This window comes from Brevundimonas sp. GW821-FHT02A10 (genome assembly GCF_059422025.1).
Genome location: NZ_JBWKWC010000003.1, coordinates 509,025 through 522,581, shown reverse-complemented (window position 1 = coordinate 522,581; position 13,557 = coordinate 509,025). Strand labels below are relative to the sequence as shown.

General features: G+C 67.0%; 11 protein-coding genes. 6 read left to right on the top strand and 5 right to left on the bottom strand.

The features are described 5' to 3' along the window. Window positions 1-2: 2 nt before the first annotated feature. The gene (locus AC07U0_RS12145; RefSeq protein ID WP_494720254.1) at window positions 3-1,907 is read right to left on the bottom strand and encodes a hypothetical protein; all 1,905 of its coding nucleotides are present in this window, start codon (window positions 1,905-1,907) and stop codon (window positions 3-5) included. 122 nt (window positions 1,908-2,029) lie between these two features. Beyond that, a complete protein-coding gene (locus AC07U0_RS12140) occupies window positions 2,030-3,214 on the bottom strand; it encodes a glycoside hydrolase family 88/105 protein (RefSeq protein WP_494720253.1) in 1,185 nt (394 codons plus the stop codon). A 151-nt stretch (window positions 3,215-3,365) separates the two neighbouring features. Between AC07U0_RS12140 and AC07U0_RS12135 the strand changes: the two genes are divergently transcribed. Continuing rightward, a complete protein-coding gene (locus AC07U0_RS12135; protein WP_494720252.1) occupies window positions 3,366-6,278 on the top strand; it encodes a TonB-dependent receptor in 2,913 nt (970 codons plus the stop codon). A 60-nt stretch (window positions 6,279-6,338) separates the two neighbouring features. Continuing rightward, window positions 6,339-7,604, top strand: a complete 1,266-nt coding sequence (locus AC07U0_RS12130) for an alginate lyase family protein (RefSeq protein WP_494720251.1) — start codon at window positions 6,339-6,341, stop codon at window positions 7,602-7,604. A 7-nt stretch (window positions 7,605-7,611) separates the two neighbouring features. On the opposite strand, the gene AC07U0_RS12125 is transcribed toward AC07U0_RS12130, so the two are convergent. Next, on the bottom strand, window positions 7,612-8,379 hold the full coding sequence (locus AC07U0_RS12125) for a FadR/GntR family transcriptional regulator (protein ID WP_494720250.1): 768 nt from the start codon (window positions 8,377-8,379) through the stop codon (window positions 7,612-7,614). Between the two features lie 152 nt (window positions 8,380-8,531). On the opposite strand from AC07U0_RS12125, the gene manD reads away from it, so the two are divergent. The 4 genes from manD (at window position 8,532) to AC07U0_RS12105 (ending at window position 11,801) form a co-directional block, all read left to right on the top strand. Then, window positions 8,532-9,746, top strand: a complete 1,215-nt coding sequence (gene manD, locus AC07U0_RS12120) for a D-mannonate dehydratase ManD (protein ID WP_494720289.1) — start codon at window positions 8,532-8,534, stop codon at window positions 9,744-9,746. After that, window positions 9,740-10,648, top strand: a complete 909-nt coding sequence (locus tag AC07U0_RS12115) for a DUF4861 family protein (RefSeq protein WP_494720249.1) — start codon at window positions 9,740-9,742, stop codon at window positions 10,646-10,648. Before manD ends, AC07U0_RS12115 begins: the two co-directional genes overlap by 7 nt. A gap of 84 nt (window positions 10,649-10,732) precedes the next feature. Beyond that, window positions 10,733-11,209: a MarR family winged helix-turn-helix transcriptional regulator gene (locus tag AC07U0_RS12110; protein WP_494720248.1), complete on the top strand. Its 477-nt coding sequence runs from the start codon at window positions 10,733-10,735 to the stop codon at window positions 11,207-11,209. A gap of 13 nt (window positions 11,210-11,222) precedes the next feature. Continuing rightward, window positions 11,223-11,801: a 2'-5' RNA ligase family protein gene (locus AC07U0_RS12105; protein ID WP_494720247.1), complete on the top strand. Its 579-nt coding sequence runs from the start codon at window positions 11,223-11,225 to the stop codon at window positions 11,799-11,801. Here the strand turns inward: AC07U0_RS12105 and AC07U0_RS12100 are convergent. Together AC07U0_RS12100 and AC07U0_RS12095 are read right to left on the bottom strand one after the other, a co-directional pair. Next, a complete protein-coding gene (locus tag AC07U0_RS12100; RefSeq protein WP_494720246.1) occupies window positions 11,798-12,445 on the bottom strand; it encodes a glutathione S-transferase family protein in 648 nt (215 codons plus the stop codon). The genes AC07U0_RS12105 and AC07U0_RS12100 overlap by 4 nt on opposite strands. A gap of 12 nt (window positions 12,446-12,457) precedes the next feature. Continuing rightward, a complete protein-coding gene (locus AC07U0_RS12095) occupies window positions 12,458-12,916 on the bottom strand; it encodes a VOC family protein (protein WP_494720245.1) in 459 nt (152 codons plus the stop codon). Between the last annotated feature and the right edge of the window lie 641 nt (window positions 12,917-13,557).

The following is a 13,557-nucleotide window of genomic DNA, read 5'->3' as shown; positions in this document are numbered from 1 at the left end:
GATCAGCGACCGGTTGGCGGGTCCCGGAATCTGAGGCTCCAGGACAGGTCGACCGGTCCCGTCGCTTCGGCGGTTCCACACTCGACGACGGACCGCAGGGCGCCGACAGGCGTCCTGTAGACCGCCGGGTTGAGGGGGCCCGCCTTGCAGGTCAGGCCCCGGACGTTGAAGGCCGCGATTTCGCCGTCGCCGTAACGCGCGCCGTCGGCGGCGACGGTCGCCTCGCCGAAGCTTGCGAAGGTCAGGTCGATCTTCGTGATCGTCACGCCCGCGCGTGGCTCGATATGGTCGGTGCGGGTGATCCGGCCGGGCTGCAGAACATAGCGGGTGGAGACGCTGACGCGGTCGTCGGCGACCGGCCTGGGCTGGCCCATCCGGTCCAGCTTCGACTGGCGATAAGTGACGATGGTGCGGTCGCCCTCGGTCGTGACCTCGGCATGGGTGAAATACGCCAGCGGCTGCAGCACCGATCCGTCCGACAGGGTCAGGCGCGGCAGAAGTTGCGGATACGTCTCGTCCGCCGCTCCGGCCAAGACGCCCGGCGAGAAGGGGATGGGGAAGTAGGGCGTATTCATATGCTGACCGTCGCCGCCGTTGATCAGCGGCAGGCCGATGACGCGGGAGCCGTCCCTGTAGGTGACCAGCAGCCGGTCGTAGTCGCCTTTTGCGAACCAGTTGGTCTGGCTGCGGGGCAGGGTGGTCAGCCAGGCCTCGAAACCCGGATCGGGCGCGGCGTCGTGATAGCCGAGCCGGTTCCAGAGGGCGTTGGTGTAGAGCAACTGGTGCGCGAGGCTGAGGTTCTCGCCGAGGATGCGGTGTTTGCCGCGATAGGCGTCGGTCTTGCGGCCGTGGTCCCACAGATTAACCGAGCCGGTGGCCGGATCGAGCCAGAAGTCGGCGTAGCGGGCGGCGACGCGCGAGGAGAAGGCATAGGCCATGGCCTTTTCCTGATCGGTCAGGACGTCGAGCGAGGCCGCGGCGGTCAGGACCTCGAGGAAGGCTGTCTCGCCATAGGTCCCGATGCTGCGGCCGTATTCGAAGCCTTCGCCGCGCAGGTTCAGGCGCGGCAGCATCAGATCGACCGAGGACCGCAGCCAGGTCTTGACCTCGGGCGGCGGGGCGACGCCGGTCTCGATGAAGCGCTGGGCGATCTCGCCGATCAAAAGGACGCTGTAGCGGTCGAAACGGCCGTCGCCGTTGGTCTCGTCGGCGAAGCCGTACTGACCTGAATATTCGCGGAAATGATCCAGCGTCTTGGCGAGCAGGGCCTCGCTGGCGCTCGCATCCTCCCAGCCCAGCAGATAGCGCAGCCGGGCGATCGAGAAGGCCACGCCGAAGTAGTTGTTGGGCAGGTCGATCAGGGTGAGATCGCCGGGACGTACGAACCGACGCCAGTCGAGCTGGGTCCTCAGCTTCGCGAGGGTCTCGGGACTGACGGCCTGATCCAGCAAGCCGGCGACCTGCAGCTCATGCAGGGCGGAGACATAGTAGTAGATGCCCCAGCTGTCGTTGGGATCATCGACCGTCAGATCGGCCAGGCGGCGGAAACTGGAGAGGTATTCGGGGAAGTTCGGATCGGTGCGCGGCGTCTGGCTCAGCACATGGGCCATGGCGATGGCGATCTTGCCGGGCAGGAATTTGTCGTGGGCCTCGAAGACGGCGACGCCGTCCAGCCGGTAGTCGCGGCCGTCGGCGCGCAGCTGTTCCAGCAGGGCCTCGACCTGCGGGGTGATACGGGTCTCGACCGTACGGTTCATCGGGGCGACGTCGCGATAGATCGGGCCGCGCGAGGCCTCGGCCAGGGAGGGGGCGGGGGAGGGCGGGACCGGCGTTTCGGGCGTGGTGGCGCAGGCGGCGCTGCTCAGCAGGCAGGCGGCGGCCGTGGCGAGAAGGAGGCTGCGCGGCATCGACCGGTCTCTGAATCTGAAGGGAAAAGGACGGGAGCGACCACGGCCGCCCCCGCCAGAGAACTGTCCCTGGGAAGGAACCGGATCAGGCTGGATTGGTCAGGCCAATTTGTCAATCGGGCTTACCAACCGCGCCGCTGCGACACTTCCGACGCCGCCATCAGGAAGGCCCCGGAGCCGTAAAGCTGGGTGTCGGAGGGCGCGACATGGTCGGGCGCATAGCCGACCTGTTGCACCCAGCCGAGGCGGCCGTCGGGCTGGACGGCGCGCGACAGGGCGGCCCAGCCCCTGGCCACGGCGGGGCTGTAGGCCGCCTGATCGAGCACTCCGGCGTTCACGCCCCAGGCCAGGCCGTAGACGAAGAAGGCCGTGCCGCTGGTCTCCGGCGGGCCGCCGGCGTCCAGCAGGGAGACCGGCCAATAGCCCTCGGCGCCCTGCAATCCGATCAGCCGTTCCGACATCTGGCGGAAGATCGTCTCATAGCTGGCGCGGGCCGGATCGTCGGCGGGCAGAGACTGCAGCACCTTGGCGAGACCCGCATAGGACCAGCCGTTGCCCCGGCTCCAGAACACCTTGTGGCCCGCCGCATTGGGCTTTCCGATGAAGCGGCTGTCCCGATAGAAGAGGTGATCGTCGCGGTCGTAGAGGGCCTCGATGGTCGCGTTCAACTCACGCTCGGAATGGCGGCGGTACGTCGGATCGCCGGTGATTTCCGACAGTTCGGTCCAGACCGGCGGGGCCATGAAGATGGCGTCGCTCCAGCACCAGCGGACCTGACAAGGCCGTTCGCCCCGTCCCTCGTCGAAGGTCATGGCGGCGTCGCTGGGGGCCGCGAGGACGGCGTCGAAGCGGGCGCGGATCGGGGCCAGGCGAGCGTTTCTGGTCGCGCCGTCCACCCGACCGGCGGCCCAGATCCAGCTGTGTCCGATGGCGTCGGCGTCGGCGTGGCGGGGGCGCGTGCCGAAGCCCCAGTGCGCCGCCTCGCCGTGGTCCTCGATGGCCTTCGCATAGGACGCGTCGCCGGTGGCGTCGGTGAAATCGGCCAGGCCCGCCCAGAAGGTCGCCTGGATCCAGTCGATCGGATCGGCCGTCTGGTCGTGGAAGGTGCCGACGTAGTCGAAGGCGTCCATATGCGCCAGTTGCCAGTCGGCGACGCGCCGGGCCTGGGCCAGAACAGCCGCGTCCCGCGCCGTTACGGCCGGCTGCGCGACCGGCGCCGAATTTGGGGCCACGCCTGCGCAAGCGCCCGTCGCCAGCAGCACGCCCGAGATCGCCAGCGCCGCTGCGCTCAAAGCCCTGTTCCGCATCGTCCACTCCCTTGCCGGACTATTTGGCTAGCCCGGTTTATATTTTTGGTCTGACCAATCTTGTCACCGGTGTCACTTCCGGTCTAGCCTGTTCGCATAACGTCGCCCGGTTTACGGGCGCGAGGGAAACATCAGGCAGGGGAAATACACCATGACCGCCAAGTCCAGGATCATTACGCGGGCGATGCTGCTCGCCTCGGCCGCGACGCTGTTCGCGGTTCCAGTTCTCGCGCAAACGGCGCCGGCTCCGGCAGCCGACGAAACGCCGCAGCAGACCGCGCCTGAGTCCAGCGCCCAGGTCGGGGACGTCGTCGTCACCGGCATCCGCGCCACCCAGCGCAGCTCCATCGCGGTGAAGCGCGATTCGGCGACGATCGTGGACGCCATCGTCAATGACGAGATCGGCTCCCAGCCGGACAACTCGGTCGGCGATACGCTGGAGCGGATCACGGGCGTCACCGCCGACCGGTTCAAGGGCAACGCCAACGAACTGTCGGTGCGCGGTCTGGGCCCGACCCTCAGCTTCTCGACCTTCAACGGCCGCGAGGTCTCCACCGCCGGGCCGGACCGCTCGGTGGCCTTCCAGCAGTTCCCGTCCGAGCTCGTGAATGGCGTCCTGGTCTACAAGACCCAGCAGGCCGATTTCCCCGAGGGCGGCATCGCCGGCGTCATCGACCTGCGCTCGATCCGTCCGCTGGACGCCCGGCCGCGCATCCAGGCCGAATACCGTGGCGTCTACCAGGAGAAGGACGCCGCCGTGCCAGGCCGCGACGGTCTCGGCTACCGCGCCAACATCTCGGTGACCAACCGCTGGCGCGATACCAGCATCGGCGACATCGGGGTGAGCCTCGGCTACCAGCACCAGGACCAGGCCTCGCCCGAGGACTATTACACCACCAACTCCGCCTTCATTCCCTGCAACACGGCGGCGGTGAATCCGAACCTGATCACGGGGACGGCAGCGCAGCAGACGGCCGCGGGCTCCAGCTTCAACTGCGCCATGCGCTCGACGCTCAGCACCGCAAACCAGGCGGGCACGACCGAGGTTCCGCTCTATTTCGCCACCACCTCGCGCGCCTTCCAGCAGAAGACGACCAGCGAGATCCGCGACGGCCTGATCGGCGCCCTGCAATGGCGGCCGAACGACCGGCTCGACTTCGCCCTGGACGCCCAGTACTCGAACCGCAGCAGCCTCGAGAACCGCAATATCCTGGCCATCACGGAAGCCGCGCGCGGCATCCAGCCGATCGCCATCGGCGGCCAGACGGGCGGGCTTGGCTACAGCCCCGGCGCCCTGATGGCTTACCGCGGCAACTCCAATATCGAGATCCAGCTGGAGGACCGGCTGCGTGAGGAAGAGTACATCGGCGGCGGCTTCGCGGCGAAGTACAGCGGCGACCGGCTGACGGTCACGACCGACCTGTCCTATTCGCAGTCGGTGCGGACTGAGCTGCAGAAGGCCACCAACATGCGCTCGTCGCGCCGGGTGGTTTATGAGCTGAGTGGCCTCGACGACGTCGTGCCGACGGTCAACTTCATCGGCTTCGATATCAACGACCCGGCCAACTTCATCACCGCGGTTCCGGCGTCCAACACCAACTATGCCCGCTATCGCCTGGTCACCGACCGGCATGACGAGATCGGGGCGGCGCGGATCGACGGGACCTACCAGCTGGGCGAAGGCTTCTTCCGCAGCGTCGCAGCCGGCGCCCGCTATTCGGAGCACCAGCGCAAGACCGACGCCAACAACAACGTCGACGTCGCCATCCCGATCGCCCGCGACGGCCTGACGGCGGCGCAGATCGTGGCCCAGGCCAACGCCAACTGCCGCGTGCCCTTCGGCTCGACCGACTTCATGAGCCAGTCGAACACCAACATCCATTCGTGGGCCCAGTTCAACAACGACTGCCTGTTCAACGCCTATACCGGCCGCGACTCCAATCCGCTTCTGACCGACTCGCGCGGTCCGGAGGACACCGACGTCACCGAGGCGATCAGCGCCGTCTATCTGATGACCACCTTCGGCTCGGAGCTGAACGGCATCCCGTTCAGCGGTAACGCCGGCCTGCGCTACGTCCACACCACGGTCGACTCGCGTGGCTATCGCTCGGCGGTGACGGTGACGCCGTCGACCGGCGGCTCGGCGGCGACCATCGTGACGGTCCCCGGCACCCTGTCGGAGATTTCGGGCTCGGGCGAATATGACTATCTGCTGCCCAGCCTGAACCTGAACTTCGACCTGAACGACCACACCAAGCTGCGCTTCGGCGCGTCCAAGGCCATTGCCCGGGTCGGCATCGAGGAGTTCAACGTCGGCATCATCCCGGTGGTCGACGCCAATGCGACCACGGTCCAGGGCGTGCTGGCCAACTCCACGACCGGTAATCCGAACCTGAAGCCGCTGGAAAGCTGGAACTTGGACACCTCGTTCGAATGGTATCCCAGCCGCGACGCCGTCTTCTCGTTCGCCACCTACTACAAGTGGATCAAGAACGCGGCCTTCGACGCGGTCCAGCCCTATACCACCTCGATCATCGCCAACGGGTCGGAAGTCACCTTCAACGCCGTGGCGCCGGCCAACGACCCCGAGACGCGCCACCTCTACGGCTTCGAGGTCACCGGCAACTACGTCTTCAGCTTCCTGCCGGGACTGTGGTCGGGTCTGGGCGCGACGGCGGGCTATAACTACGCCGAGGCGGACTTCGAATTCCCCGATCCCTCGACCGTGGCCCCCTATGTCGATCCGGCCAATCTGCGCGGCCTGTCCAAGCATAATTTCACGGGCTCGGTCTTCTGGGAAGGCGCAGGCCTGTCGCTTCGGGCCTCGTATCGCTACCGGTCCGACTATTCCAAGCCGAACTCCTCGACCAACCGCAGCGTTCGCGGCTCGGGCTATCTGAACCTGTCGGCCCAGTATGACCTGACCTCGAACATCCAGCTGAAGGCCCAGGCGCTGAACGTCACCAACGAACGGGACATCATGTACAAGCCCGGCGAGGACGCGATCACCGAGGTCAGCGAGAGCAACCCGCAGTACTATTTCGGCGTCCGCTTCCGCTATTGATCCCCACGACCCGCGACGGCTTCGCGGCCGTCGCGGGTTCGATTTTCCGGACCTGTCCTGATGCGTTTCCTCGTTTCCACCTTGGCTGTCGGGACTTTGCTGGCGTCCCAGCCGGTCGCCGCCCAAACTCCGGCAGCCGCGCCGGTCTGCGAAGGCTCCAGCGGCTATGCGGAGGCCTTCGCCGGTCGCCGTACCTTCCTGTGGCGGCCTGACTGGCTGATGTCGGTCAAGGCGCGCTACGCGACCGATGCGACCCTGCAGCCGGCCCGTGCGGCCATGCTGGCCCGCGCCGACGCCGCCCTGACGCGCGGCCCCTACACGGTGGTCGACAAGACCCAGACGCCCGCCAGCGGCGACAAGCACGACTACATGAGCATGGGGCCCTACTGGTGGCCGGATCCCTCCAAGCCGGGCGGCCGACCCTATATCCGCCGCGACGGCCATATGAACCCGGAGCGGGACACCAACGCCTTCGACCTGACCGATCTGGAGGCGATGAGCGGCGACGTTCAGGCTCTGTCGCTGGCGTACTACTTCACAGACGATGAGCGATATGCGGCCAAGGCCGCTGAATTGCTTCGGGTCTGGTTCCTGGCGCCCGAGACGAAGATGAACCCCAACCTCAACCACGGCCAGGCCGTGCCGGGTCTGGTGTCGGGGCGGGCCGAGGGTGTCATCGACACCTACCGGCTGGTGCGGGTCGTCGAGGGACTGGGGCTGCTGGATACCTCGCCCAGCCTGACCGACGCCGAGCGGGCGGGTCTGCGCGACTGGTTCGCCGACCTGGTCCACTGGATGGCGACCAGCCCGATCGGCCGCGCCGAGAAGGCGGCGACCAACAATCACGGCGTCTATTACGACATGCTGATCTCGGAGTTCGCCCTCTATGCCGGGATGGACGATGTGGCCAAGACGGTCATCGGTCGTGTCGGCGCCCAGCGTCTGACACCCCAGATCGCGGCGAACGGCAGCCTGCCGCAGGAGCTGGCCCGGACCCGGTCGCTGCACTATTCGACCTGGACCCTGACGGCGGCCTTCGACATCGCCCAGCTGGGCCAGTGCGTCGGCGTCGACCTGTGGAACTTCCAGACGGAAGACGGGCGGTCGCTGCACGCGGCCACCAACTTCGTCGCCGGCTGGGCCGGGCGGGAAGGGGAGTGGCCTTACCCCGAACTGGACAAGACCGAGACCTCGGGCCTGTACGAAGTGCTGCAGCGCGGCGCCTGGGCGTGGAGCGATCCTGTGCTGGCGGCCAAGGCGGCCCTCTATCAGGCGCGCAACGCGGATCTCGACCTGAACCTGCGCGTGCCGCCCTATGCGCCGTGAGGCGACCTCAGATGGCGGTGCGGCGCGCGATGTCCTGACGTCGGGCCTCGACGTCGGAGCGGGTGCGTTCCAGGGCGTCCATCTCGGTGGCGGTCAGCAGGCCGTCGATGACCCGGCCGAGGTGGGCGCGCATGGCGCTGCGGGCCGCGGCCGGATCGCGGGCGATCAGGGCATCCAGGATTTCGCGGTGGTCCTCGATCAGCGGGCGGACACCGACCTGGCGGGCGCGGGCCAGCATGGCGGCGCAAAGGGGCGAGCGGTAGCGCAGGTCCCACAGGTTCTCGACCACCATGACGATGGCCGCATTGCGCGTGGCCCGGGCGATGGTGGCGTGGAAGCGGCGGTCGGCGTGCTCGCCGATGGGCGTGCTGAGAGTGTTTTCGCCGACCATGTCCTTGAGGATGACCTCAAGCTCGGCCAGTTCGGCGTCAGTGATGACGCCGGCGGCCAGGGCGCAGGCCTCGCCCTCGAACAGGCGGCGCGCCTCGGTCAGTTCGAAAGCGCCGATGTCCAGCTCCGGCGCCGCGCCGCCGTCGTTCGGCGCCGCCTCGGTGACATAGATGCCCGAGCCCGGACGCGCCTCGACCAGACCCCGGATTTCCAGCGCGATCATCGCCTCGCGCACCGTCGGGCGACTGACGCCGAACTCCTCGGCCAGGTCCCGTTCGGACGGCAGGCGCGTGCCCACCAGATACTGGCCGGCGGCGATGCCTGCGGCGACCGAGGTGGCGACCTGCTGGTACAGTTTTCGGGTGTCGGCGGTGGATGTGGTCATGCCGCTTCCTTCTACGACGCCGCGAAGGGTCAGGCCAGTCTGCCGACTGAGCTGACATGTTTCCTCCCAAACTCGCGTATGATGTGACTGACATGACCGAACGCTCCCTCGCCGCAGCACCCCAGAAGGCTTCGTCGGTCTCGCCCGCCCGCATGGCCTCGCCGATCATCGATGCGAAGGTGGTGATCACCTCGCCGGGCCGGAATTTCGTCACCCTGAAGATCACCACAGCCGAGGGGACCTACGGCCTGGGCGATGCGACCCTGAACGGGCGCGAGCTGGCGGTCGCCGCCTATCTGACCGAGCACGTCTGCCCCCTGCTGATCGGCAAGGACGCGCACAGGATCGAGGACATGTGGCAGTACCTGTACCGCGGCGCCTACTGGCGTGGCGGGCCGGTCGGGATGACCGCCATCGCCGCCGTCGACGTCGCCCTGTGGGACATCAAGGCCAAGATCGCGGGTCTGCCGCTGTACCAGCTGCTGGGCGGGGCATGCCGCGACGGGGTCACGGTCTATGGTCACGCCAACGGGGCGACGATCGAGGAGACGGTGCAGGAGGCGATGCGCTATCGCGATCTTGGCTACCGCGCCATCCGGCTGCAGTCTGGGGTGCCGGGGCTGAAGAGTACCTACGGCGTGTCGCGCGACAAGATGTTCTATGAGCCCGCCGACGCCGCCCTGCCGACCGAGAACGAGTGGTCGACGCCGCGCTATCTCAGGATGGTGCCTCAGCTGTTCAAGGCGGCGCGGGCCGAGTTGGGCTGGGACATCGAGCTGTTGCACGACGTCCACCACCGGCTGACCCCGATCGAGGCCGGGCGACTGGGCAAGGATCTGGAGCCGTATCGGCCCTTCTGGCTGGAAGACGCGGTGACCGCCGAGCATCAGGCGGGTTTCCGCACCATCCGCCAGCACACAACCACGCCGCTGGCCGTGGGCGAGATCTTCTCCTCCATCTGGGACTGCAAGACCCTGATCGAGGAGGGGCTGATCGACTTCATCCGCGCCACGGTCGTGCACGCCGGCGGCCTGACCCATCTGCGCCGGATCGCGGCCCTGGCTGACCTCTATCATGTGAAGACCGGCTGCCACGGAGCGACGGACCTGTCGCCGGTGTCGATGGCGGCGGCCCTGCATTTCGGCCTGTCGACACCGAACTTCGGCATCCAGGAGTATATGCGCCATACGCCGGAGACGGACGCCGTCTTCCCGCACAACTACGGCTTCGAGGACGGGATGCTGCACCCCGGCGACGCGCCCGGCCTCGGCGTCGATCTGGACGAGGCGCTGGCCGCGCGTCATCCCTACAGCCGGGCCTATCTGCCGGTGAACCGGCTTCAGGACGGGACGATGTTCAATTGGTAGACCTGAACCGACGCGCCCTTCTGGCCGGAACCCTGGCGGGCGCCGCCGCGACTCCGGCGTTGGCGCAAACAGCCCATGAGGCCGCCGCGGCCCTGCCTCCGCCGGAGGACCCGACACCGCGCGCGGTGGTTCATTTCGCGCCCGAGCGGTTTGACGATCTCTGGTGGGAGAACGACCGGATCGCCCACCGCATCTATGGTCCGGCCCTGCAGGCGCAGGAGCCGCCGTCGGGATCGGGCGTCGACGTCTGGGGCAAGAAGACGCGCTGGCCCTTCATGCAGCGCCAGATGGCCAGTGGCAGCTATCATGTCGATCACGGCGAAGGTCTGGACTTCTATGAAGTCGGGGGCAGCCGCGGCTGCGGCGGTCTGGGCGTCTGGCATGACAACAAGCTGTGGACCTCGCGCAATTTCGCGACCTACCGGATTCTGGACACCGGCGGCGACGCGGCGCGGTTCGAGGTCGACTATGCCGCCTGGCCCGTCGATGTGATCCGCAAGGTGTCGGAGACGCGGCGGGTCGAACTGCCAATGGGGTCGAACTTCAACCGCATCACCTCGACCCTGACTTCGGACACGCCCGGGCCTCTGACCGTCGGGATCGGCATCGCGCGGCGCCGGCCCGCGACCCGGGCGAACAATATCCGCCGCGACAAGGCGAACGGTCGGCTGGACGTCTGGGGGCCCGAGGCCGCGCCGGGCTCGATCGGGATTTCGGTGCTGGTCGATCCGAAGGCGGTGGTCGGCTTCGTCGACGACTTCGACAACTATCTGATCCTGGTCGAGATCCAGCCGGCTGCGCCCTTCACCTACTACGTCGGGGCCTGCTGGGACGGGGGCGGGGACTTCGCCGGCCGCGACGACTGGTGGGCGCATGTCGAGACGCGACCGTTCGAGTTTTGACTGTCCTGAAAAAAGATAGTCAATAAAGTTGACAGTCAATCCGCTGTGGCGCATAGGGCCTCATCCCAACGCCGGAGCGTGCTGATGACCGAAGCTGCTGAAACCCCCTGGTACGACCGGATCGCCATCCCGGCCCTGCTGCGCCACGCCCGCAACACCTATGGCGAGGCCATGCGCCGGGGACTCAATGAGGCGGGCTATGACGACATCCCCGGCAACGGCCTCTACGTCATCGGCGGGCTGGCGCTGGGAGCGGGGGATGTGCCCTTGGGGCAGTTGATCCGTGAACTGAAGATCTCGAAACAGGCGGCCGGACAACTGGTCGATGCGCTGGTGCTGCGCGGCTATCTCGAGCGGACGATGGACCCGAATGACCGGCGCAAGCTGACCGTCGGCCTGACCGAGCGCGGCCGCGCGGCGGCGGCGGTCCAGACCGAGGCGCGCGAGGCCATCGACGCCCAACTGCTGGCCGCCGTGGGGCCCGACGCCGTCGCCCTGACGCGCCGCAGCCTCGCGGTCCTGATCGACATCGGTCGGGAGGACGGGCAGGATCGGGGTTGATCCCGGAGAATCCATGTCTGACACCGCCGACCTGTTCGGAGAGGCCTCAAAAGCGCCTACGGACCGCCTGTTCCTGGGTCTGTTTCCCGATGCGGCGACGGCTGCCGTCATTGCCGATCTGGGTGAGGATCTGAAGCGCAAGCATGGCCTCAAGCGGCCGGTTCATGAACCGGACCGTTTGCACATCACCCTTTTCCACCTCGGCGACTTCGCAGGCCTGCCTCAGGATCTGGTGCGCCGGACGGTCGCCGCGGCGGAAGCGATGAAGGCCGCGCCGTTCGAGGTGACTTTTGACCATGCGGCGAGCTTCTCGGGACGGCCCGGCAACCGCCCGTTCATCCTCAAGGGAAGCGAAGAGGCGCTGGCCGACCTGCAGGCCTATCGAGAAGCGCTTGGTCTGGCGCTGGCCGGGCAGGGGGTGAAGACCACGGGCGCTTTCACGCCGCATGTGACCCTGCTCTACGATGATCCCATAATCGCGCCCGACCCGATCTCGCCGGTCTCATGGACGGTGCGCGAACTGGTGCTGATCCGCAGTCATATGGGAAAGAGTATCCACGAGCCGCTCGGGCGGTGGGCGCTTAACGGCTAGTCCCGGTCCGGGGCGCCGAGCGGGAAATAGGGGCGGTATTTCCTCGCCTCCTCGACGCAGCGCGACACTGAGGGGCGGGCCAGAAGCCGGGCGCGATAGGCGGTCAGTTCGGTCAGGTCCGCCGGGATGCGCCGCGTCCAGTCGGCGTAGAACAGGGCCGGCGCCGCCGCGCAGTCGGCCATCGAGAAACTGTCGCCGACCGCCCATTCGCGCCCGGCCAGATAGCCGTTCAACCATTGATAGCTCGTGTCGAGCATCGTCTCGCAGTCCCGCACGCCATACGGATCGCGGTCGGCCTCGGGCCGGATGGCGTTGAAGACGATCCGCTGCTGCGGCGTCGAGACATAGTTGTCGAACACCCGATCCATCATCCGCACCTTGACCGCCAGCGCCGGGTCCGACGGGATCAGGGCGACGGGACCGGGATGATGGACGGCCAGATGCTCGATGATCGACGTCGCTTCGAACACCGTCCGGTCGCCGTCGACCAGCAAGGGGAAGCGCTTCAACGGCCAGAGCGCCGCCAGCTCTTCATTGGCGCCCGGCTCCTCCAGCGAGCGGTAGTCAAAGGCGATGTCGTTCTCATGGAAGGCGATCAGGGCCTTCCAGCAATAGGACGAGAAGGGGTGAGCATAGAGCTTCATGCGGCGTTTCCCTCAGGCGGCGGCCGCGGCGTCCAGGTCGGCGACCACGATCTTCCGCATCTTTAGCATGGCCTGCATGACGCGGTTGGCTTTCGCGCGGTCGGCGTCCTGCATGTAGCGAGGCAGGGCCTCCGGGATGATCTGCCAGGACAGGCCGTATTTGTCCTTGAGCCAGCCGCACTGGCTCTCGGCGCCGCCGTCGGCGGTCAGGGCGTCCCACAGCCGGTCGACCTCGGCCTGATCCTCGCACGAGACATAGAGGGACACCGCCTCGGTGAAGGGAAAGCGCGGGCCGCCGTTCAGGGCGAGGAAGCTCTGACCCGCCAGCTGGAACTCGCACATCATCGGACTGGCGCTGATGATCTTCGAATCCTCGAACAGGCCGGCGTAGAAGCGTGCGGCCTCTTCCGCCTGGCTGTCGAACCAGAGGAAGGGAGTGATCTTGTTCCGGGAAAAGCTGACGGCGGGCATGGGGCGTCCTCCTTGTCGTTGGAGGGACTGTAGATAACCGAGTGGTTAAATGCAAGGCTGGGGTGAGCCAGTGTTGCGCTCACTACACAACCTGCGATACCGCTCAGGCACGGGGCGCGAGTTGAGATTCTGGGGGGCTGATGAAGACCGTGCGGGTATTGGGCGCCTTGGCTGCTCTCCTCACTATGGGCTGTGCGGCTCCGCATCAGGCCGAGATCTCGACAGGCTATATTCTTCCAGCCTTGGGAGGATGCGGTGTGATCGGCGCGTGGAACATCGAGACGGTGTCCGCTACCAAGATCCGGTTCGAGATGCCTGTTAGTCGGAATTGGAGCGCGAGCCGGCTCGAAGTCGATTGCTCCGATCTGGCCTATGCCCAAGTTGGGATGGTTGAGTACGGTCCGGATGGGGATTGGTCTCGAACTATCCCGGTCAATAACCCGCTCAGCGACCCATCGGTCCTCCCGGTCCTGAGGCAGGTTTGCGCGATCAGTCGGAGCGAGAGCACGAAGACGTGGGGCGAATTCCACTCGATCCCCGAGTTTCGAACACAGGTCGCGCGCATGGACCCGGCCTATTTCGACGGGCAGCCGCCGTGCCAGCGTCTTCGCTTGGTCGGACCGGGGACGACCTCTCCGAAC

Coding starts and splice junctions, on each gene's coding strand:
- AC07U0_RS12145 (WP_494720254.1), bottom strand. CDS start 1,907: ATGCCGCGCAGCCTCCTTCTCGCCACGGCCGCCGCCTGCCTGCTGAGC.
- AC07U0_RS12140 (WP_494720253.1), bottom strand. CDS start 3,214: ATGCGGAACAGGGCTTTGAGCGCAGCGGCGCTGGCGATCTCGGGCGTG.
- AC07U0_RS12135 (WP_494720252.1), top strand. CDS start 3,366: ATGACCGCCAAGTCCAGGATCATTACGCGGGCGATGCTGCTCGCCTCG.
- AC07U0_RS12130 (WP_494720251.1), top strand. CDS start 6,339: ATGCGTTTCCTCGTTTCCACCTTGGCTGTCGGGACTTTGCTGGCGTCC.
- AC07U0_RS12125 (WP_494720250.1), bottom strand. CDS start 8,379: ATGACCACATCCACCGCCGACACCCGAAAACTGTACCAGCAGGTCGCC.
- manD (WP_494720289.1), top strand. CDS start 8,532: ATGGCCTCGCCGATCATCGATGCGAAGGTGGTGATCACCTCGCCGGGC.
- AC07U0_RS12110 (WP_494720248.1), top strand. CDS start 10,733: ATGACCGAAGCTGCTGAAACCCCCTGGTACGACCGGATCGCCATCCCG.
- AC07U0_RS12105 (WP_494720247.1), top strand. CDS start 11,223: ATGTCTGACACCGCCGACCTGTTCGGAGAGGCCTCAAAAGCGCCTACG.
- AC07U0_RS12100 (WP_494720246.1), bottom strand. CDS start 12,445: ATGAAGCTCTATGCTCACCCCTTCTCGTCCTATTGCTGGAAGGCCCTG.
- AC07U0_RS12095 (WP_494720245.1), bottom strand. CDS start 12,916: ATGCCCGCCGTCAGCTTTTCCCGGAACAAGATCACTCCCTTCCTCTGG.